This window comes from Alteromonas sp. KS69 (genome assembly GCF_003989595.1).
In the GTDB taxonomy this organism is placed as follows: Bacteria; Pseudomonadota; Gammaproteobacteria; order Enterobacterales; family Alteromonadaceae; genus Alteromonas; species Alteromonas naphthalenivorans.
The window spans coordinates 184,228-204,341 of sequence record NZ_PYHU01000007.1 but is presented as its reverse complement, the minus strand read 5'-3'; the positions used below and the strand labels follow the sequence as shown (position 1 = coordinate 204,341).

At 41.7% G+C, this 20,114-nt stretch carries 19 protein-coding genes and 3 pseudogenes; 12 read left to right on the top strand and 10 right to left on the bottom strand.

The annotated features are described in order from the left end of the window. Positions 1-807, bottom strand: an 807-nt coding sequence (locus tag C7Y69_RS07215; protein ID WP_221885327.1) for a hypothetical protein, incomplete at its 3' end; no start/stop codon positions are given. A gap of 86 nt (positions 808-893) precedes the next feature. Here C7Y69_RS07215 and C7Y69_RS07210 point away from each other — a divergent pair. After that, positions 894-1,904 (top strand): annotated as a pseudogene (locus C7Y69_RS07210) (anti-phage deoxyguanosine triphosphatase); the annotation flags it as partial. 57 nt (positions 1,905-1,961) lie between these two features. Here the strand turns inward: C7Y69_RS07210 and C7Y69_RS07205 are convergent. Continuing rightward, positions 1,962-3,008: an RDD family protein gene (locus C7Y69_RS07205; RefSeq protein WP_126872249.1), complete on the bottom strand. Its 1,047-nt coding sequence runs from the start codon at positions 3,006-3,008 to the stop codon at positions 1,962-1,964. A gap of 381 nt (positions 3,009-3,389) precedes the next feature. Here C7Y69_RS07205 and msrP point away from each other — a divergent pair. Together msrP and C7Y69_RS07195 are read left to right on the top strand one after the other, a co-directional pair. Further along, positions 3,390-4,400, top strand: a pseudogene (gene msrP, locus C7Y69_RS07200) (protein-methionine-sulfoxide reductase catalytic subunit MsrP). After that, a complete protein-coding gene (locus C7Y69_RS07195; protein ID WP_126872248.1) occupies positions 4,400-5,062 on the top strand; it encodes a sulfite oxidase heme-binding subunit YedZ in 663 nt (220 codons plus the stop codon). The pseudogene msrP and the gene C7Y69_RS07195 overlap by 1 nt, the downstream one beginning before the upstream one ends. A gap of 17 nt (positions 5,063-5,079) precedes the next feature. On the opposite strand, the gene C7Y69_RS07190 is transcribed toward C7Y69_RS07195, so the two are convergent. After that, positions 5,080-5,481 (bottom strand): YqaA family protein, encoded by a 402-nt coding sequence (locus C7Y69_RS07190; RefSeq protein WP_126872259.1) that lies wholly within the window; start codon positions 5,479-5,481, stop codon positions 5,080-5,082. Positions 5,482-5,872: 391 nt separating this feature from the next. On the opposite strand from C7Y69_RS07190, the gene C7Y69_RS07185 reads away from it, so the two are divergent. The 4 genes from C7Y69_RS07185 (at position 5,873) to C7Y69_RS07170 (ending at position 9,448) form a co-directional block, all read left to right on the top strand. Continuing rightward, the gene (locus tag C7Y69_RS07185) at positions 5,873-6,301 is read left to right on the top strand and encodes a deoxyguanosinetriphosphate triphosphohydrolase (RefSeq protein ID WP_126872247.1); all 429 of its coding nucleotides are present in this window, start codon (positions 5,873-5,875) and stop codon (positions 6,299-6,301) included. A 92-nt stretch (positions 6,302-6,393) separates the two neighbouring features. Continuing rightward, positions 6,394-6,921 carry a YchJ family protein gene (locus C7Y69_RS07180; protein WP_126872246.1) on the top strand — a complete coding sequence of 176 codons (528 nt, stop codon included), beginning with the start codon at positions 6,394-6,396 and terminating at the stop codon, positions 6,919-6,921. 495 nt (positions 6,922-7,416) lie between these two features. Continuing rightward, positions 7,417-8,394 carry a DUF1852 domain-containing protein gene (locus C7Y69_RS07175; protein ID WP_013784331.1) on the top strand — a complete coding sequence of 326 codons (978 nt, stop codon included), beginning with the start codon at positions 7,417-7,419 and terminating at the stop codon, positions 8,392-8,394. A gap of 25 nt (positions 8,395-8,419) precedes the next feature. After that, positions 8,420-9,448 (top strand): methionine synthase, encoded by a 1,029-nt coding sequence (locus tag C7Y69_RS07170; protein ID WP_013784332.1) that lies wholly within the window; start codon positions 8,420-8,422, stop codon positions 9,446-9,448. 79 nt (positions 9,449-9,527) lie between these two features. Here the strand turns inward: C7Y69_RS07170 and C7Y69_RS07165 are convergent, their stop codons facing one another. Then, positions 9,528-10,583, bottom strand: a complete 1,056-nt coding sequence (locus C7Y69_RS07165; RefSeq protein ID WP_260563436.1) for a DUF4350 domain-containing protein — start codon at positions 10,581-10,583, stop codon at positions 9,528-9,530. Positions 10,584-10,769: 186 nt separating this feature from the next. Here C7Y69_RS07165 and C7Y69_RS07160 point away from each other — a divergent pair, with 186 nt between their 5' ends. Further along, positions 10,770-11,549, top strand: coding sequence for a hypothetical protein (locus tag C7Y69_RS07160; protein ID WP_013784334.1), 780 nt, complete (start codon positions 10,770-10,772; stop codon positions 11,547-11,549). Between the two features lie 74 nt (positions 11,550-11,623). Here C7Y69_RS07160 and C7Y69_RS07155 read toward each other — a convergent pair. The 3 genes and pseudogenes from C7Y69_RS07155 to C7Y69_RS07145 all read right to left on the bottom strand — a co-directional run bounded on the left by C7Y69_RS07155 (position 11,624) and on the right by C7Y69_RS07145 (position 13,039). Beyond that, positions 11,624-12,138, bottom strand: a pseudogene (locus C7Y69_RS07155) (YoaK family protein). A 133-nt stretch (positions 12,139-12,271) separates the two neighbouring features. Beyond that, complete coding sequence (locus tag C7Y69_RS07150; protein WP_126872244.1) at positions 12,272-12,745, bottom strand: NYN domain-containing protein; 474 nt, start codon at positions 12,743-12,745, stop codon at positions 12,272-12,274. A gap of 75 nt (positions 12,746-12,820) precedes the next feature. Then, positions 12,821-13,039 carry a VF530 family DNA-binding protein gene (locus C7Y69_RS07145; RefSeq protein WP_013784337.1) on the bottom strand — a complete coding sequence of 73 codons (219 nt, stop codon included), beginning with the start codon at positions 13,037-13,039 and terminating at the stop codon, positions 12,821-12,823. A gap of 167 nt (positions 13,040-13,206) precedes the next feature. Here C7Y69_RS07145 and C7Y69_RS07140 point away from each other — a divergent pair, with 167 nt between their 5' ends. From C7Y69_RS07140 to C7Y69_RS07130, 3 genes are read left to right on the top strand one after another with little or no spacing between them, the layout of a single operon-like run. Then, a complete protein-coding gene (locus C7Y69_RS07140; RefSeq protein WP_013784338.1) occupies positions 13,207-13,608 on the top strand; it encodes a DUF4870 domain-containing protein in 402 nt (133 codons plus the stop codon). 29 nt (positions 13,609-13,637) lie between these two features. Further along, on the top strand, positions 13,638-14,129 hold the full coding sequence (locus C7Y69_RS07135) for a GNAT family N-acetyltransferase (protein WP_126872243.1): 492 nt from the start codon (positions 13,638-13,640) through the stop codon (positions 14,127-14,129). Between the two features lie 31 nt (positions 14,130-14,160). Continuing rightward, a complete protein-coding gene (locus tag C7Y69_RS07130) occupies positions 14,161-15,591 on the top strand; it encodes an ATP-binding cassette domain-containing protein (protein ID WP_126872242.1) in 1,431 nt (476 codons plus the stop codon). A 151-nt stretch (positions 15,592-15,742) separates the two neighbouring features. Here C7Y69_RS07130 and C7Y69_RS07125 read toward each other — a convergent pair whose 3' ends face one another. Both C7Y69_RS07125 and pnp read right to left on the bottom strand, forming a co-directional pair. Then, positions 15,743-16,036 (bottom strand): DUF1244 domain-containing protein, encoded by a 294-nt coding sequence (locus C7Y69_RS07125; protein WP_013784341.1) that lies wholly within the window; start codon positions 16,034-16,036, stop codon positions 15,743-15,745. Positions 16,037-16,169: 133 nt separating this feature from the next. Further along, on the bottom strand, positions 16,170-18,281 hold the full coding sequence (gene pnp, locus C7Y69_RS07120) for a polyribonucleotide nucleotidyltransferase (protein ID WP_013784342.1): 2,112 nt from the start codon (positions 18,279-18,281) through the stop codon (positions 16,170-16,172). Positions 18,282-18,617: 336 nt separating this feature from the next. Between pnp and C7Y69_RS07115 the strand changes: the two genes are divergently transcribed. Beyond that, complete coding sequence (locus C7Y69_RS07115) at positions 18,618-19,178, top strand: HNH endonuclease (RefSeq protein ID WP_126872241.1); 561 nt, start codon at positions 18,618-18,620, stop codon at positions 19,176-19,178. Here the strand turns inward: C7Y69_RS07115 and C7Y69_RS07110 are convergent. After that, positions 19,161-20,066, bottom strand: a complete 906-nt coding sequence (locus C7Y69_RS07110; RefSeq protein WP_126872240.1) for a mechanosensitive ion channel family protein — start codon at positions 20,064-20,066, stop codon at positions 19,161-19,163. The two genes, C7Y69_RS07115 and C7Y69_RS07110, sit on opposite strands and share 18 nt — an antisense overlap. Positions 20,067-20,114 lie beyond the last annotated feature (48 nt).

Here is a 20,114-nt window from a genome sequence, read left to right as displayed (position 1 = left end):
AGGGCCTTGGTGAACGGTTACACCTCTGCGGCCTTTAGTATATTTACCTTGAAGCCAATACTTGAACTCTTGCTTTTGTTTGTCTATGCGCGTATTGAGTTTTAATTCTGTATCTATTTCCTTGAGAAACGATTTCAGACCTAAATATGATTGACCACCAACTTTAAAGTCATTAAGTAATAATCCCATATTTTCCTGCGTACGTAGGCCACATTCTCCACCTGCCCGCAACGTACATTCTACTCGAAGACTTTTAGCATTGGCATAAAGTTCAGCCCGCATACGTGGAGACAGATACTTGATTACATTTCTTCTTTTTGTATTGTCCCTTGCAATAGATTTTTTATCGTCTTTTACACGGATCTCTTTAATGTTGGTAAACCCATTGAAAGCCAAATAGTTGTAGTAATACGTCAAGCCTGAAACTGCTTTCTCGACCATTTTCTCGCTGGTATTTCGTTCCAAGATCAATACACTATTAATATAATAATTTAGAATTTCTTCAGGTAAGTTATGGTGTGTACTTAGAGAAATTGAAGGTGAGTTTTCTGAATAACTTTCAAGCCACAACAGAAACTTTCTTAACTCGTAAAAGCATTCGGTAATTTTTGTTTTTGATAATGTTACTTTATTAAGCTCTGCATCTTTTATTCTGCGCTTTCCAGACCCATCTACCCATGTTAATTTGTATACTTGTCTATTTTTATAAAGTGAATGTAAATATAAGTTGGGTAGCAACAATGGAATACCATCATCGTCACACATCATCTTTGTTTTATATTTTTCACTTTGAAAGTTATACATCATCTATTTCTCATACCAAATCTAATTACATACTAATTTACCTTTCCAACAATAGATACACTTTTATCTTTTTTAGTGGGTGTCCATTTCCTTTCGGTCACGGTGGTGAGATAGCCCTTCATTATATGATGCATGAACATGGCGGCTTTGAAGGCAACGGCCAGACCTTTCGCATTGTTACTCAGTTAGAGCCTTACACTGCAGAACACGGCATGAACTTGTGCCGCCGAAGCGTTTTGGGCCTTGTGAAATACCCCAATTTTATCGATACCTTAACAACCCCTAATGTTATGGGGGAGCGCCCCGCATCATTACGCCAAGTCAAAGCAAGCCAATGGCATCCGCCTAAAGGCTTGTTTCGGTGTGATGAACCCTTGTTTGATTGGTTACTAGCGCCGTTTAGCGCTTCTGACAAAGACAAGCTCATGTCATTCAACCAGATTGATAACAAGCACAGTAAAACACGCTTCAAGTCTTTTGATTGCTCGATTATGGAACTTGCGGATGATATTGCTTATGGCATACACGATTTAGAAGACGCAATTGTCATGGACATGGTGAACCGGCAAGACTTTATTAGCGATGTCACCCTCCCGCTTAAGTCACTAGAGATAAAATGGTTGTCAGATAATATTGATGAACTGACCGATAAGCTTTTCAGCAAAGCCCATCACGAGCGCAAAAACGCTATTGGTGCTTTGGTAAACAGTTTCATTACCGCCATAGAAATAGCGGATGTAGAAGGCTTTGAGCATCCGCTGCTTGCCTATAACGCGAAAATGCCAACCGACTTTGAAAATGGTTTAGAACTGTTCAAGCGCTTTGTTTATAACAAAGTGATTCGCCGCCCTGATGTACAGCAGCTTGAATATAAAGGCCAAATGGTAGTGATGGAGCTACTAGAAGCCTTCAGCTCTGATCCCGAACGCTTATTACCCGAAAATACCCAAGAGCGTTGGTTGAAAGCGTGTGAACAAGATAACGGAATGCGCGTGCTTGCAGACTATATTTCCGGCATGACCGATGAATTTGCCTCACGCTTATACGGCACACTCTTTTCTCCTCGACAAGGTGGCATTCAAGATAACTTTCACGGGTAGCGCTGAGTGTGAAAAAGGTTGAGTGTGGAAAAATTTATTAAGTTGCGTAAACCAGAACTAAACTTTAACCGCATCTGCAACGGTTTGCGCATCTACAACTTGGTTCACACTCCCCTGAATAACCACGGTGGCAGATATTTTATCCTGAATGGCTTGTCTGTTTGGGTCCCAGTACACTTGTAAAAAGCCTAATAACCCCGTCGCAAAACCTGCTCCGTAACCACCGTACCGGCCAAAGCAATCAAGCATGCCAAGTGGCTCACCGCTTAGCGAAACCACGCGAATATTACATACTTTTTTACCTGGGGTTTGCCCGCGCCAGAGCAGTGAGAACAAGGTAAAATAAACCGCAGCCCAACCGAAACCTAAACCTAGGTCTTGAATAATCCCTTTACCCCACTGCAAAATACTGGTTACGGGTGTTGTGCTACTTTCATTTGTAACTTTGCCCGAAATGCTCTCTGGCGCTAAATCTGTATTTTTACCGTCCTCTGCTGCATCAAATTCTTCATCTGCTATAGCCATTAAGTGTAATAGCGATCGCGTAAATTGAGAACTTTCAGCGCCTTCAATTTCAGCAAGTTCAGGCAATTGAGCAACTAAACTAGCGCTAGCAGCGCTCTGGCAAATATCATCGCAGTTTTTATCGTCGTCTGTTTGCGCTAAATAGGTACGTATTATTGATTTATCATGCTCACTTAACTCATCTTTTCGCTCTGCTTCTTTTATTTGTGTTCCTTGTATAGCGCTATCGCCTTCAAAGAAATCTATTGCTAACGAGAGTACCGTTAGCGAGCTTACAAATAAAAAGCTTGCCGCAAAAAGCTTTAAGGCTCTGCGCCAAAACGGCGACATTTTAGGAAGGTATTGTTGTGCAGTGCCTTTATAAAAAGCCATAGCAGCAACAAAGGCAATTAACGTTGCGCTAAGCTTCGCAGCCATAAATATTAAAATGACATCAATGATCATTGCCAGTGCGCGCCTAATCGGTGTGGCTAGAGGGATACCTAATAGCGCTTGGTCAACGTTAAAAGCATACGGGGTGATCACATCTCTGGTTTCTGAACCAGATAGCGCTAATTGCTCTATTTCGTCGGCTTTCATTTTTATATTTGTTATTAAAATAGGTAAACCATTTAAGTTACGCGTTTTTCTATTTCAGCTCAAGCTAAAGCTATTGATTACTATGCACAAAAAAGCATAATGAGTTCAATTGGTATCCCTTACTTACCATTGTGTCTCGCTGTGTTCTTGGTAATACATGAAATTTTTTTCTTATTAAATGGGTCTTCATTTATACGCGTCAAATCTGTAGTTATTTTTTATAAAATTCGCGTGTGTAATAAAACGCGCGTAATACATGGTGCAATCTTAAAACCTTGTCTCCACGTAAGTAATGTAGCCTCGGTGCCTTCGCGCGAAGTCGACGTTACCTGCTTTTCAGTTCTTAATGTCTAAGCGCGCTCATCAATTAATGGTGTAAGTATGTCTAAACCTTTTAAACCATCAGTAAAGTTAACCGACAATCATGTGACCGATGAAAGTGTTTACCTTAATCGTCGCCAGTTACTAAAATCTCTTGGTTTTGTAGGTGCTTCTACACTACTTTCAAACCCCGCGAATGCAGCAGGTTGGTTTTGGGAAGATGAAGAAAAGAAAGCAGAAGCATTTAAAACCCAAGCGCTCAAATTTAGCCAACCAGAAAAGTACCAAATTAGCGAAACACAAACCCCAGAAGCTAAAGCTACTTCTTAAAATAACTTTTATGAGTTTGGCACTGCCAAAGATGAACCGGTTAAAAACGCGCAAGAATTTGATACTTCTGAGTGGACGTTAAAAGTCGATGGGCTGGTGAACAAACCACTCACACTGAATCTTGATGATCTAATGAAACGTTTTCCTCTTGAAGAGCGAATCTATCGACTTCGTTGTGTAGAAGCGTGGTCTATGGTTATCCCTTGGATTGGTTATGAGTTAGGCGCATTACTAAAAGCGGCCGATCCCCTTTCGTCAGCTAAATATGTGGCCTTTGAAACCTTATACGAGCCAAAGCAAATGCCGGGGCAGCGTAACCGTTTCTTGGGTGGTGGTATTGAATACCCTTATGTTGAAGGCCTGCGTTTAGATGAAGCCATGCACCCGCTTACGCTAATGTCGGTAGGACTTTACGGTAAAACCCTACCACCACAAAACGGCGCGCCCGTTCGATTAGTTGTGCCTTGGAAGTACGGCTTTAAGAGTATTAAGTCGATAGTCCGTATCCGGTTGACCGATAAACAGCCCCCGACTACATGGAACCGCTTAGCGTCTAACGAATATGGTTTTTACGCTAATGTGAACCCTGAGGTATCTCACCCTCGTTGGAGTCAAGCTAGCGAACGCCGTATTACCACTGGTGGCTTGTTATCACGCAATAGAATACCTACCGAAATGTACAATGGTTACAGCGAAGTAGCGCCGCTTTATGCAAACATGGATTTAACCCGTAACTTCTAATGAAAATATTCAAAAAACCCGTTCGTGTTTCAAATTTAACTCGCAGGTCATTAAAGGGCATCATTCATTTACTGGCACTTGGGTATTTAGTTGGCCTTTTTTACGCTGGCGTCACCGATAATTTAGGCCCCGATCCTGTTGATACGTTGCTAAACGAAACCGGTATATGGGCAATACACCTTTTACTTATTACGCTGATGTTAAGCCCATTAGCAAAAATACTGCCTAGCCCAGAGCCAATTAAATTCAGGCGAATGCTGGGGATATATAGCTTTGTGTATGCACTGTCGCATTTTGTGACTTACATCCTGTTCGAACTGCAACTAGACATGGGCTTGATTGCTACTGAGTTGGTTAAACGGCCCTATATTGTAGTAGGGCTTACCGCTTTGGTTTTACTCTTCGTATTAACAGTCACGTCTTTTCAGAAAATTCGTCGCTGTATGGGCAAGCGTTGGCAGCATTTACATAACAGTATTTATTTAATAGTACCTTTGGCATTGCTTCATTTTTCATGGTCACAAAAAACCCTATGGCAAGAACCCATATGGTATTGGTTGTTTACCTTTGTATTGTTATTCAACAGAATTAAAGGTTTAGTGACTACTGCACGAAAAAAACATGCTCGTAATAAAAACCGGAAACACGCTGTACAAACTTAACCAGTACTGGTGCAAATTTAGTGAGTGATAAAAAACAACAGCGCGGCATATCGCGCAGTTTTACTTATTCCCACAATCAGTAAGAAAAACCAAAAGCGCGTACGTAAGGTGCCTGCTAGCAGAGTTAATGGGTCACCAATAATTGGCACCCAGGCTAGCAGTAAAGACCATTTCCCCCACTTTTTATACATGACTTCAACCCGCATAAAGGTGGCGTGAGAAACGCGCAGCAACTTGGTCGCTGCCAATTGGCCGAAGCGAAAGCCCAAAACATAATTTACGATTGAACCCAATACATTACCTGTAGATGCAACAACGAGTAACACCAATGCAGATGAACCGTTTAGCGCCAAGGTGGTAAATACCAGTTCAGAACTTAAGGGTAATATTGTGGCAGCAAGAAACGCTGAAACAAACATACCAACATACCCTAGTGTTATTAAACTGCTCACCGCAAATCATGCCTTATTTATTGTTACTAGGTTCACGTCATCGTGTTTACCCTAATGAAATTTTATGCGGTTGTAGTGTACCTAAGTCGCCAATTTAGTCATTAAATTTGCTTACCCTTTGGTGGCTATACGCCTACCCTTGAACGACAATACGCTGTAGTCATTGATATTACAGCGTTTGCGCGCGAAGCACTTCCCTCTTCAAATCGGTATAACCATTCAAAAGCATTTAAGAAATAAACATTGTGTGAAAAAAACACAATTTAATGCTTGCAATCCTTCCAACTTAAAACTACTGTATACACATACACACTGTATAGATAGCCAGTTTAAAAATAACTTACGAAAAGGTAACGCTATGAACACTTCTCCAATTGCACGTTTACAGGCATTACGTACCTCAGTGACCAATAAGTCTGTTTCAAGCACCGCTATTTCTAACGTTGTACAGCTCCCCTTACCTTTCGAAGGCTATCCAGGTGAAGGAAAAGGTGGCACGAGTAAGGGCTGGAATTATCTATTAGCCGATTCAGTGTCATTTTCAAAAGAAGTCGACCACGCTATTCGTATACAAAAACCTGAAAAGGAAAAAATGCCAGAGTGGATAAGCAAGCTGATAACCGGCGGCCAGTGCAAAACACTGTATGTTGAAAATATTGATTTAGATTTGCAGCCTACCGACAGCGATATGATCAGAAAGCTTTGCGAACTTTATTCTGTATGTTTGGTAAATGTGCGAGTAGATTCAGCGTTAAATGAAGGCAACCTTGCAGCAGGGCCATGGTAATTCGTTTGATTAACCGTTAGCATTGCGCCCGAGTGCACGTTTACCTGCACATATATTCAATATGTGCACTGCTAACTTGGTTGTAAAAAATTATGCGATGTTTTTGCTGTTCAAATTTACCATTTTCTTCATGCTGTGAACCTTTTTTAAAAGGGCATGCCACACCTCAAACTGCTGCCCATTTAATGCGCTCTCGTTTTTCTGCGTATGCCAGTAAGCAATTCGATTATGTACTGGCTACCTACACAAAAGTACGTCAACCGGAATTAAGTGTTAATGAATTAACTGCAAATGCAGCTAATGCTACGTGGTTTGCACTGGAAGTGGGTGAAACCCAGAATGTACCTCTTATTAAACATGCCGAAGGGGTTACTGAGGACATAATGCAAATTAATGAAGGTGCAACGGATACGGTAGATTTCACGGCTTATTATTTTGAAAATAAAAACCTATATCAGTTACATGAGACATCGAACTTTATTGTTGAAGATGGCAAATGGTGCTATCACGACGGGATACTCCATGATGACTGCGGCAAAGTAAAATACGGCCGTAACTTACCTTGTCTTTGTGGCAGCGGGAAAAAATTTAAGCAATGCTGTGCAACCAAAGCACGGTAAAGCTTCATTAGCTGTGTGGCTGTATTCCCCTATCCCCTTTAATACAAAACGCTTTTACCCGGCGAACTAATAGTTACCCTGTCATTCAAAATGTTCAAAACCCGAAGCAGATAAGTTCGAAGCAAATAAGTCTGCTGCTTCGGGCTTTTGAAGCATTTACCTCTATTCTTTTTATTCATTCTTTTTACTAATAGTGTTGAATTTTCACATCCCTTCACACAAGTAGATTGCTTTTACGGCAGCGCTGTCATTATTCAAATTAAAACTTAAAACTTAAAACTTAAAACTGACAATTATGAGTAAAGTTCATAATTTAATGAAATTAAATCATTTTTATTCATCAGTTAATCTGCGTATAAAACCTTCTCTGCTCGACACAACTAACGTATTGCATTCGTTTTTAATTAGCTACTAGGCGCTTAATTAGAAAATACAGAACAGTTGAACTGAGCTAAAAATTTGGGTTTATGTTCACAAATGGAATGTCAGATCACCATGAATAACACTTTTACTTTTTCGCTTAAGCGCGTTTGTTTTGATGAAAACTACCGTCCATCTGACAACACACGCATCACTACTAACTTTGCTAACTTGGCTAGAGGTAGACGACGCCAGGATAATCTTCGAAACGCATTACAGATGATAGACAATCGTTTTAATGCTCTAGCGTATTGGGACAATATTAGCGGCGATCGTTATTCGGCAAAGCTTGAAATCATTTCGGTTGATATTGATGTTGAAGGTAACGGCTGTACCTTTCCTACCATTGAAATACTAAAAACCAATATTCTTGATCGCAAAACCAATACGACTATTGAAGGAATTGTGGGGAACAACTTTTCGTCTTATGTACGAGACTACGACTTTAGCGTGATCTTATCTGAGCATAATAAAGACCGAGACCAGTTTAGCATTCCCAATGATTTTGGTGATTTGCACGGGAAGATGTTTAAAGCATTCGTGAACTCAGACGTTTACAAAGAAAGTTTCAGTAAGTTACCTGTTATCTGCCTGAGTGTGTCGGAAAACAAAACTTACCAAAGAACGGAAAATCAGCACCCTGTATTAGGTTTTGAATACCAGCCTAATAGCGCTTCGTTAACCGAGCAGTATTTCCAAAAGATGGGACTGCAGGTTCGCTATTTCATGCCGCCTAATAGCGTTGCCCCTTTGGCATTCTATCATTTTGGTGACTTGCTAAACGATTACACCAATCTTGAATTGATAAGCACGATTAGCACCATGGAAACCTTCCAAAAGATTTATCGCCCTGAGATTTATAACGCAAACGCGGTCGCAGGTAGAGTGTATCAGCCGAATTTAAAACACCAAGATCATTCACTCACACAAATAGAATATGACCGAGAAGAACGCAATCACTTAGCGGCTCAACAAGGTAAGTTTGTTGAAGAGAATTTCATCAAGCCTTACCACAATATTCTTCAACAATGGTCTGCAAACTGCGCCCTTTAACTCATTCAAACGTGTAGTACATATTATGAAAAAATTATTACCTACTTCAATTGCCGGCAGCCTTCCTAAACCGTCTTGGCTAGCGCAACCTGAAACACTTTGGTCACCTTGGAAATTAGAGGGTGATGAACTGACTCAGGGCAAACAAGACGCCTTACGCTTGTCGTTACTCAATCAGCAACAATCTGGCGTTGATATCATTAGCGATGGTGAACAAACTCGCCAACATTTTGTTACCACCTTTATTGAACATTTAAACGGTGTTGATTTTCAGCAGCGTAAAACGGTAAAAATCCGTGACAGATATGATGCCAGTGTGCCTATGGTGGTTGGTGAGGTTACTCGTCAAAAAGCCGTTTTTGTCGATGATGCCAAGTTTTTACGTCAACAAACTAGCCAACCAATTAAATGGGCACTTCCCGGCCCCATGACGATGGTAGATACCCTTTACGACAGCCACTATAAAAGTCGCGAAAAGCTTGCTTGGGAATTTGCGAAAATATTAAACCAAGAAGCCAAAGAGTTGGAAGCTGCAGGCGTTGATATTATTCAGTTTGATGAACCTGCTTTTAATGTATTTTTCGATGAGGTGAATGACTGGGGCATTGCGGCACTTGAACGCGCAGCTGAAGGGTTAAAATGTGAAACTGCCGTACATATCTGCTACGGCTATGGGATTAAAGCCAACACCGATTGGAAAAAGTCATTAGGTGATGAATGGAGACAATACGAAGAGATTTTTCCAAAACTGCAATCGTCCTCTATCGACCTTATTTCGCTAGAGTGTCAAAATTCTCGGGTTCCCATGGAACTAATCGAGCTGCTTCGTGGGAAAAAAGTGATGGTTGGTGCTATAGACGTAGCCACCAATGCTATTGAAACACCAGAAGAAGTCGCTAATACCCTAAGAAAGGCCTTACAGTTCGTTGATGCTGATAAACTATACCCTTGTACTAACTGTGGCATGGTGCCGTTATCACAACATGTAACACGCGGAAAACTCAACGCATTGAGTGCAGGTGCCGAAATCATTAGACAAGAATTAACGCGTTAATGCTACTGTCCTGATAGCGATTACAGAGCTGACATTGAGTTTGCATCTATGCGCCACTCAACTTTTTTGTCAGCTCTGTTTAACCTGCTAGCCAATGAATAATGTTAAGTAAAAATCGTTCGTTTTGTTCAGCTCCTACCGACCTCATACCATGTTTATCTCCTGTACGCGTATCGATTTGAGAAGAAAACATCATGCCTTCAGAAAACACTGCAACCCGCCCCTTACCCAATTTCAACAAGGCACCTTGACTCCACCCTTCAATGGCTCTTCGACGTGTGCTAGACGTTATTTCAAAAGGAACTTCTGGCTCAATAGATACAGTACGTGGTCCAAGGGTTAACAGTGAAGTGGCCCCTTCTGGTGGTAAAAAGGCAGCGCCGCCGAAAGTTTTAACTTGTATCACTTCTTTTACGTGCAATTGACTATTTAATACTGATGTGAATGCGCCATTTTGACTTTCTTGCATAAATACAGGAAGTTCGACATGGTTTGGGGTTTTGGCTTCTGGATTGGCTTCAGAATTAGAATTAGCATTAGCATTAGCATTAGCGCTAGAATTATCATCTTGCTTAGTATTTTCATGTGCATAGGTTACTTCATGGCTAATCAGCGTACCCGTGGCCTTGCTAAATAGTGTTGCTTTGACGTGGCCATTAGTAAAAGTGAAGCCCAACGCTGTTGCTAGGCTTTCTATGACTTTCGGAAAAGGGGCGTGATCGGCAATAAGAAAAAGTGAGCCGCCATTTCGTACCCATTCAATAACAACAGATACTTCATCATTAGTCAGCGCTTGGTTAAAAGGGGGTTGCCAATTGCTTCGCTTTTTATCAAGGGCATTGGCGATAACAAGAATATCCACATTTTTAAGGGCCTGTTGGCTGAAACTTACCTTGTTTGAATCAACCGTGACTCCGTCGCTTAGTAACACCTGAGCAAAGGGTTTGAAGCGATTATTGATGGTGAGAAAATTGTGGTGAGATTCATCAACCAGTACCACTGGGCTAGCATTTGAGGTGTAAGTTGCTGTTCGCTGGTAGGGTTCAAATGTCGCGTCTGCTTGCTGAGGGCTGTCAGTGCACGAAACCACTAAAAGTACATTGAAAAGAATAGCTATTCTCGCCATCGCTTTCATTAACACGTCCTTATGAATAACTTCTAGAGTAAAAAGATAAAATAAAGCCAAATATTTCATAGCGTTAAAGGCATTTTCGACTTTAATTAGATTATTTTCCAATCATTTTGTAATTTTTATTTTTTGCCCGTGACTATAGCTTTGAAGGTTAATTAATAATCACCAAAGCATATATAGGGAATCACGATGACGGCACAAACTTCAGGCAATCAAAATGAGTTAGCGTTACAAGCCCCCAAAACATACGAAAACAATACCTATGGGAAAAATACAGGGCGTTTAGATAACAAGGCGTGGCTTCAACAAGGGTGGCAATTATTTAAGCAAGCCCCTTTTTCACTATTTGTTCTTATGCTGAGCCCGTTAATTATTGAAGGTATTATACAGCTATTACCTGCGCAACTAATACCTGATCCCCTACTAGCAGCACCCATGTCCATAATGCTTTCAAAATGGATAATGGTGCCTGTTATTGGCGCTACTTGGCTATGCATTCATAACTTGGCGACAAAAGGGAAAGTATGGTCGTTCTCTGCAATAAGCAATGCGTCGTGGGGAAAATTTCTACTTATTAGCCCTCTCCTTTTGCTACCGTTTTTAAGTCAGCTTTTGTTCTCTTGGGTACTACTTGGTAGTAGCGGCGTAGATTTGCTTTTATTCCAAAAGCTTATTGATATAAGCGCCCAAACGTTAGGTTTACTATTCTCATCGGCAGTGCCATTTATTATGCTATTTCTGTTTGTTGCACCACTAATGTTAATAGCTAAACGCACTTTTAAACAAAGTATGGCAACAACCTTTTCGATTGTTTCTGCACAGCCTAGTGCTTTCGCCATGTTAGCTGCACTAAACACCTTGGTTATTTATTTTGCGCCACACACCTTTGGTTTGTCTGTGTTACTTGCATGTCCAGTACTTGCTTGTATCCATTATGGTGCTGTTAAGCCACATCTAGCGCATAAATAACCTTTAAAATAGACCAAAACAAGGCCGCTAATGTCAGCGGCCTCGTTTAGTGTTTACCTTTGCCAATGTTTCACTTATACCGCTTTTCGCAAATAGACGTTGTAAATCATCGCTATCACTAGGCATACGCCAGCTGGCGCAATAAGCGAAAAGAACTGAAACATGCCAAACAGAATTGCCCCCGCTGTGCCACCAAAAATGAAACCGGTAATAATTAACAAGAATAGCTTGGCTTTTCTGGTATCTAGCTTTTCCCCTCGGCACAGGGCCCCAAGCATAATGCCTAAATCGGTGAAAATACCAGTAACGTGAGTGGTGCGAATAATAGCGCCGCTATAGGTTGTAGCTAACGCATTTTGAAGCCAGCAATGGAAGCGCCTGCAAGAAAGGAAAGCAAAACCCCTACAAGATGAAATGCATTTTGCAGAGACCCTTGGTAAACACCAGTACCTAGCAGGGTTGCAGTACCCGATAGATGCGAGACAGATTGATGGTCAAACCCAAGTAGTCCAATCGCATTCACATACCCAGCCACCAGCGCCAAGATAAATGCGCCGAACTCTACCCACTTAGGAAGCTGAGAAATCATAATCCCTCGTCGTGTTACTACTCAGATTAGGCTAGCGTACTCGCTAGTAGAGAAAGTCAAACTGACCGATATCAATAAAACTGCCAAAATAAATTTTTTATCAGCAACAATGACATAGCTTAACCCACATAGACTAACGCAGTAACAAGTCACCTTGTACAGGAACATATTTGCTGGCAGCCTTTATAAGAGAAACCGAAGTGAGTTCTTGAACGCCGTACACTTCCACCTCTTTACCTTTATCAACAAGCTTACTGGCCAATATATCGAAATCACCATCTCCTGTAGCAAACACAATAGTGTCAGCGAGATCAGCATACTCCATAGCGTCAATCGTTATACCCACATCCCAATCGCCTTTCGCTGAACCATCTGCTCGCTGAATGAAAGGTTTTAACTTCACTTCAAAGCCAATACCACGGAGTATATTTTGAAACTCTCGCTGTTTTGTGTCGCCTCGCTCAATAGCATACGCCACTGCTTTCACCACGTTTCTACCTTCGGTAGCCAAGCGCCAAAATTGATTGTAATCAAAATTGCACTTATGAATTTGTCGCGTGGTGTAGTAAATATTTTGCACGTCAACGAAAAGCGCAACGTTATCCATGGTTAGTCCTTTTTGATAGCCAGAAGGCTCAGCCTTTTTGATGTTGTTTGTTAGCTTGCCTATTACACGAGTAGATTAGCTAAATGTACGAATATATAACGCTTCTACTTTGTCTCTCGCCCACTGAGTTTTGCGCAAAAACTTAAGCGAAGATTTCACAGAAGGGTCGTTGTTAAAACAGTTCACCCTAATTTCAGAGTACAAGCCTTCCCATTGATAATGTTCAACGAGACGAACAAGAATTTTTTCAAGGGTAAGCCCGTGAAGAGGATTATTTGGCTGCTGTTGGTTCATAATGCTAATTCCGAATAGAAACAGATACGTATCGCGACTAATCAGCTCGCTAGTACGTTGATTTTGCTATTTTAACAGAGTATGTTGGCATTCCCTTCGAAAAATTCGAAGTAACTGCCGTTAACGCAAATAAATATAAATAATCATAATTAAACAAGGATAGTTGTATGAGCGATGATATGAACAACAGTAATCAAGCTAGTAATGAAACCGGAAGCGTTCAAGAGTATTGGGGGATGCCACTTAACACCTATTGCATGCTTATTCACCTTAGCCAGTTAACCAGTATTATAGTGCCTGGTTTAGGGTTTATCCTGCCTATCGTTATGTGGGCTGTGAATAAAGATAAGCACCAAGATATTGATATGCATGGAAAGGTCACCGTTAATTGGTTGATTAGCTTGTTCATTTACTCACTTATTTGTGGCGTGCTCACGTTAATTATTATTGGTATGTTTGGCTTAGTAATACTCGCCATACTGAACTTCATTTTTGCTATTGTTGCAGCAATAAAAGCCAACAAGGGCGAATTATGGGTTTACCCCCTGAGTATTACGTTTCTTAAATAACCACTTAAGTTGGCCAATGTACGTTATATATGAAAATTAAACATGACGACCTTAGCAGCGGCGATGTTATCGCCCTGCTAGAAGAGCACTTGAAAGACATGTATGCCACGTCTCCTCCAGAGAGCGTGCATGCCTTGGATGTTACAGCGTTAAAGCCACCTAACATTACGTTCTTTAGCGCATGGCAAAGTGATGTTCTAGCTGGCTGTGTCGCTATAAGAAAATTAAGCAGCACTGAAGCTGAATTGAAATCTATGCGAACTGTTGCAGCTTTTCGTAATAAAGGCGTAGCAACACAGTTACTCACCTATGTGATTGAATTCGCGATAGCAAATGGTTACCAAACGCTAAGCTTAGAAACGGGCACGCAAGGCTACTTCAACGCCGCTCGGCAACTATATGCTAAAAACGGATTTAAGGATTGCGAGCCTTTTGGCAATTATCAGCTTAATCCCAACAGCCACTTTATGACCAAACCGTTAGTTAACATTGACATATCCCCGTCATCCCCGCCAAAATGATTTAATACTGGCTAACTGAAACGTCTGCATTTTGACCACGCTATCGCTACACAACTTTCAAGTAAAACTAGAAAACAACTTCACCACTCCTGCATTTACTTTTAACGTCAATCAAGGTGAGCATGTACTCATTGCTGGGCGAAACCGTGCAGGCAAATCTTTACTTATGGCGGCATTAGCTGGTCGTGGCAAGCCCTTAGCGGGTACGCGCTCATGCAATGTGTCAGTTGCTGAAGTGAGCGTAGCGGTTCAGCAAGCGATTATTCTTGAAGAAAAACAAAAAGACAGTGCGGATCTGCTCGATATTGTGGCCGAGCCTACCCTAGTGCATGAGCTTTTAAGCGAAGCAAACGCTAATTATCAACAACACAGCGCGTACGAAGCCTTATCAACCGCCTTGCAGGTTGAACATTTACTTAATACGGCCTTTCTTTCACTGTCTACCGGTGAAACACGTAAAATCCTGATGTTACTAGCCTGGGTGAGCAATGCAGACGTAATTTTAATTGATGAGCCATTTGAAGGGCTTGATAAAAACGCAAGAGCAGGTTTAAACACCTTCTTAAGCCAACAAACTCAGTCCACCTTAGTGATTACCGCAAACACGGTGCGTGACGTGCCGAATATGGCATGTAAATTAGTCTTGGTTGAGGCATTAAAAATAGTATCGTCTAGCGACGACAGCATGGCTCCTGAAGCGCTGATTAATCATCTATCTTCATGGTTTAGCTTAAACACGGCTGAACCCACATTGCCACCTACCACCGAAACGTCTAAAACCTTTGCCAAAGATGCGCCCTTAATTGCGCTTCGAAATGGGTTTGTTAAGTACGATGACAATACCGTATTTAAAGATGTAGATTTTATGGTTTACCCCGGCCAGCATTGGCAAATATCTGGGCCCAATGGTTCGGGTAAAACCTGCTTGCTTACCATGATTACAGGCGATAACCCTCACTGCTACACCAATGATTTAACCTTATTTGGAATAAAGCGAGGGTCAGGGGAAAGCATATGGGATATCAAACAACACATTGGCATTATGTCGAACGCACTGCACATGCAGTACCGGGTAAATTGCAGCGCTCACAATGTAGTGACCTCTGGCTTCTACGATAGCATCGGGCTTTATACCACGCCGACCAACGCTGAAAATGCGATTGCCGATGCGTGGCTTGATGTTATAGGTTTTACCGATAACAAACACACACCGTTCAACAGCCTTTCTTTTGGTGAACAGCGTTTATTACTTATTGTGCGCGCCATGGTGAAGCACCCTGCGGTGTTAATACTTGATGAACCCTGCAATGGGTTAGATGATATTAATCGCACCAATGTGCTGGCACTGATAAAACGTTTAGCAGCTTCGAACCACACCACCCTACTTTATGTTACTCATATAGCCGATGAAGCGATTGAGGGTATCGAAAACATGCTTGATATGCGAGATTACCAAGGATAGTGGTCTTTAATGTATTTGATACTTGTGAAGCGACTTCCGTTAAGCGTTTTTTGTATGTCGCTTGGTGGATAAGGCTTTTGTGGATTCGGCTTACATAAAACGACTTACACGTTTATCAATGAAAAACCCAGCTTTTAGCTGGGTTTATTGTTTATTTCTTTTGACGTGCTGCTAGTTTTTCTAGCTGTTCATCACTGGCCGGTAGTTGATGCTTTTCTTTCCACTCAGAATACGGCATTTTGTAAACTACTTCTCGAGCCGCATCGTAATCGATGTCTTCACCCTGCTCTGCAGCGGCAGAGGAATACCACTTCGCCAAACAATTACGACAAAAATCAGCCAAAATCATCAGGTCGATATTTTGTGCATCTTTGTTCGCATCTAAATGATCAACCAAACGGCGAAACACGGCGGCTTCAATTTCAGTTTGCGTTTGCTTTTCCATGTTGCTCCTTTCTTTAAAAACAAAAAAGGGAGCTAAGCTCCCTTTTCTAATTTTTTATCTTTGTCTTAAATCTACTTTTTGCCATAGTGATTAGGCGTAAGCCTACGCTATAGCAAACTAGCAAATAAAAACCTTACTCTGCGTCGTCAGACTTAGGAGCAGGCTTTTCAAGTAACTCTTTAATGCTTAGACGTACGCGGTTTTGACGGTCAATTTCCATCACTTTCACGTCAATCATCGCACCTTCAGTAAGGTAGTCAGTTACTTTGTTAACACGCTCGTGAGCGATTTGAGAAATATGTACTAGGCCTTCTTTACCTGGTAATACTTCAACAAACGCACCGAAATCTACGATACGGGTAATCTTACCGTGGTAAGTTTTGCCCACTTCGATTTCAGCGGTAACTTGCTCAATCTTGCTGATAGCAATATCGGCTTTCGCACGCTCAGTTGCGAAGATTTTGATAGTACCATCATCTTCGATTTCGATGTTGGTATCAGATTCTTCAGTAATTGAACGAATCATTGCGCCGCCTTTACCGATAACGTCGCGGATCTTGTCCTGATCGACTTTAACAGTGTAAATGCGCGGAGCAAATTCGCTAAGCTCTTCGCGGTGACCGCCAATAGCTTCGTCCATTACGTTAAGAATATGCAAACGTGCTTCTTTTGCCTGTTTAAGGGCAATTTGCATGATTTCTTTAGTAATACCTTCAATTTTGATATCCATCTGCAATGCAGTGATACCACCGGTAGTACCAGCAACTTTAAAGTCCATGTCACCAAGGTGATCTTCATCACCAAGGATGTCTGAAAGTACAACGAAGTTTTCGTCGCTTTTCACTAGACCCATTGCAATACCAGCAACTGAAGCTTTAATTGGTACACCTGCATCCATAAGCGCAAGTGAAGTACCACATACAGAGGCCATTGAAGATGAACCGTTTGATTCTGTAATTTCAGAAACGATACGTACTACGTACGGGAATTCTTCTTCGCTTGGCATTACTGCTTGAATACCGCGCTTCGCCAAACGACCGTGACCAATTTCACGACGCTTAGGAGAACCAATCATACCGGTTTCACCAACACAGTATGGAGGGAAGTTATAATGAAGCATGAAGCGGCTGTCACGACGGCCTTGAAGCTCGTCAATCATCTGCGCGTCACGTTCTGTACCTAGCGTAGCAGCAACGATAGCTTGAGTTTCACCACGAGTGAAAACAGCAGAACCGTGAGTACGTGGTAAAATGCCCGTTGCAACGTCTAGTGCACGAATCATCTTAGGATCACGACCGTCGATACGAGGCTCGCCAGCAAGGATGCGTGAACGCACTACGTCAGACTCAAGATCATGAAGAAGGTTTGATACTTCTTTCTTATCTTGGGTCTCGTCTTCAGCAAGGATAGCATCACGAGCTTTTTCAGTTGCAGCAGTAACTGCGTCTTTACGTGCAAGCTTGTCAGAGATTTGGTAAGCAGCAACCATTTCAGCTTCAGCTAATGCTTTCACTTTATCTTTAAGGGTTGTGTTTTCTGCTTCTGGTTTCCAGTCCCACTTGTCGATACTAACGTTAGCAGCAAATTCTTTAACTGCTGTTACTACCGTTTGTAGTTGCTCGTGACCGAACATTACTGCACCAAGCATAACGTCTTCAGAAAGCACATCGGCTTCTGACTCAACCATTAATACTGCGCCTTCAGTACCAGCAACAACAAGATCTAGATCGCTGTCAGCTTGTTCTTCAACACGGGTATTTAGAATGTATTCGCCGTCAGTGTAACCAACGCGCGCTGCACCAATTGGACCATTAAATGGAATACCAGAAATGGCTAGTGCTGCTGAAGTACCAATCATAGAGATGATATCAGTTGGAATATCTGGGTTAGCAGACATTACCGTGATAACAACTTGTACTTCGTTTTTAAACCCTTCAGGGAATAATGGACGGATTGGACGGTCAATCAAACGCGCTGTAAGGGTTTCGCCTTCAGAAGGACGACCTTCACGTTTGAAGAAACCACCAGGGATTTTACCCGCAGCATATGTTTTTTCTTGATAGTTTACTGTTAGTGGGAAGAAATCTTGATCTGCTTTCGCTTCTTTCTTACCTACAACGGTAACTAATACAGCGGTGTCATCCATACTTGCCATGACGGCTGCTGTGGCCTGACGAGCGATAACGCCCGTTTCTAGTGTTACAGTATGCTGTCCATACTGAAATGATTTAGTAATAGGAGTCACTATTTGTCCTTTAATTTCAATCTTATTTATCGCTTATAATCGCGGTGCATAGTATAGCGATGAACTAACGCTAATACCATTAACAAATTTTCTATTCGTAGAATTCGTTGCGGTTTGTGGTAATTTCGTCCACATCACGTATTCACTGTGATTAACCCACTACACAATGTAGTTCACATTGAACAAATAAGCGCATAAATACTCACCGCAACGTAAATATCACCATAACCAGATGAATTTTGTATTAATACGTTCAAATTGTATGTATTTTCATCATAATGACATAAAACCTCGTATGCTATAACTAAACCTACACGGTGCGCTAAGGGGAATGTAATGCTAGTACTCAGACTAAATAAAGCTGGCATGCCACAGGAATGGATCCATGTTGAGCAAGCTACAAAACTCTATTGTCAGGAAAAGGTATTATTCGAATTAGGCAGTGATGCCGTTACGCTTAAAGGTGGCTGGGATCATGACGGCCATCAAAGTCAGTTAACCTTATCAAGTATTATTGCTTGCGATGGCAAAGTCACAGATTTAAGCGGAAAAATAGCGTTAACCAATCGGTATCTGTTTAGGCGTGATAATTACTTATGCCTTTATTGTGGCCAACGCTTCTCACCTAGCCTGTTAACCCGTGATCATATTATTCCACGCTCACGGGGTGGCAAAGATAGCTGGACTAATGTGGCAACGTCTTGTCAGCGCTGTAACCATGCTAAAGCGGCCAAAACCCCTGAGGAAGCGGGCATGCCTTTGCTTGCTGTACCCTTCAGGCCAAACGTGTATGAAAGGTTCTATTTAGTGAACCGACGAATATTGGCTGACCAAATGGAATTTTTAAAAGGCCACTTTACCGATAAGCGAGATTGGCACTTAAACGGTTTCCCCTAGCGATTGAGAGCTAGACGAAGTGTTTGGCGGACAGGCACTTTTTTCTAGCGCCTCAAACCACAGGCTTAGCCAATCTGAACACATTTTGTGTTCAAGTTCGTGTGCCTCTGCTGTCGGGCAAAACAAACTAACTTTCACGACTACCTTAGCCAGTTCATTGGTTTTAATTTCAACTTCAGGGTCAATTTGAATAAAGTCTTGTTCTAAGTGACGCTCGATAAGGCCTTTATACCGTTCTGCTACATCACGAAAGTATTCACAGTGCGCTTGTGCACTAGCTCTAAAGGCCGGTAACAAGCTGTAGGCATTTACCGTCGGCTCATTCACAATATTAAAAGAGTGCAATTTATAACGACGTAAGAAGTTTAAATTACGCACTGTCTGAGTAACTAACTGGCTATTAGGCACATATACGTGCTTACCGGTATAATTGAAGGTTTCAGGGTCAACTTCTAATAAGGCGGTTTTTGCCCAATCCATTTCTACCACTTCCCCGATGACGTTATTCATCTGGATCCAATCCCCTACCCTAAATGGCCGTGCGCCTAGGTAGTAAATGAAGCCCATAAAGCATTGAATAAATTCGCGGGTAGCTAACACAATAGCCACCATGAAAGCGGCAATTGAAATGGCAAGGTTCTGAATTTCAGATGACCACACCATCATCAGCAGCACAATAATGAATGCATTACCTAGCTGCTCTAAAATATTAATCTGGTTACGTCGATCTTCCCCTTTGCGCGAGCTCCGACGCTTAATAAGGCGAAGGGTGCCCTTCTTGAAAAAGTGGAGTAATACCACTAAAAAGAGCGAGGCCAATAGCTTGTAATCCAACACAAATTGAACAAAGTTATGCCACATTTGTGTTGGGTCTATCGCTATTTCCATGTAGATGCTCCAGTTAACCATTTGATAGAAAATAAAAAAGCGCTGTAA

Excerpts from the sequence above, each read along its gene's own strand:
- C7Y69_RS07145 (WP_013784337.1), bottom strand. The coding sequence starts at position 13,039 with ATGAACCAACAGCAGCCAAATAATCCTCTTCACGGGCTTACCCTTGAA.
- C7Y69_RS07180 (WP_126872246.1), top strand. The coding sequence starts at position 6,394 with ATGCGATGTTTTTGCTGTTCAAATTTACCATTTTCTTCATGCTGTGAA.
- C7Y69_RS07140 (WP_013784338.1), top strand. The coding sequence starts at position 13,207 with ATGAGCGATGATATGAACAACAGTAATCAAGCTAGTAATGAAACCGGA.
- C7Y69_RS07170 (WP_013784332.1), top strand. The coding sequence starts at position 8,420 with ATGAAAAAATTATTACCTACTTCAATTGCCGGCAGCCTTCCTAAACCG.
- C7Y69_RS07150 (WP_126872244.1), bottom strand. The coding sequence starts at position 12,745 with ATGGATAACGTTGCGCTTTTCGTTGACGTGCAAAATATTTACTACACC.
- C7Y69_RS07115 (WP_126872241.1), top strand. The coding sequence starts at position 18,618 with ATGCTAGTACTCAGACTAAATAAAGCTGGCATGCCACAGGAATGGATC.
- C7Y69_RS07165 (WP_260563436.1), bottom strand. The coding sequence starts at position 10,583 with ATGAAAGCGATGGCGAGAATAGCTATTCTTTTCAATGTACTTTTAGTG.
- C7Y69_RS07190 (WP_126872259.1), bottom strand. The coding sequence starts at position 5,481 with ATGTTTGTTTCAGCGTTTCTTGCTGCCACAATATTACCCTTAAGTTCT.
- C7Y69_RS07160 (WP_013784334.1), top strand. The coding sequence starts at position 10,770 with ATGACGGCACAAACTTCAGGCAATCAAAATGAGTTAGCGTTACAAGCC.
- C7Y69_RS07185 (WP_126872247.1), top strand. The coding sequence starts at position 5,873 with ATGAACACTTCTCCAATTGCACGTTTACAGGCATTACGTACCTCAGTG.
- C7Y69_RS07205 (WP_126872249.1), bottom strand. The coding sequence starts at position 3,008 with ATGAAAGCCGACGAAATAGAGCAATTAGCGCTATCTGGTTCAGAAACC.
- C7Y69_RS07175 (WP_013784331.1), top strand. The coding sequence starts at position 7,417 with ATGAATAACACTTTTACTTTTTCGCTTAAGCGCGTTTGTTTTGATGAA.
- C7Y69_RS07135 (WP_126872243.1), top strand. The coding sequence starts at position 13,638 with ATGAAAATTAAACATGACGACCTTAGCAGCGGCGATGTTATCGCCCTG.
- C7Y69_RS07125 (WP_013784341.1), bottom strand. The coding sequence starts at position 16,036 with ATGGAAAAGCAAACGCAAACTGAAATTGAAGCCGCCGTGTTTCGCCGT.
- C7Y69_RS07110 (WP_126872240.1), bottom strand. The coding sequence starts at position 20,066 with ATGGAAATAGCGATAGACCCAACACAAATGTGGCATAACTTTGTTCAA.
- C7Y69_RS07195 (WP_126872248.1), top strand. The coding sequence starts at position 4,400 with ATGAAAATATTCAAAAAACCCGTTCGTGTTTCAAATTTAACTCGCAGG.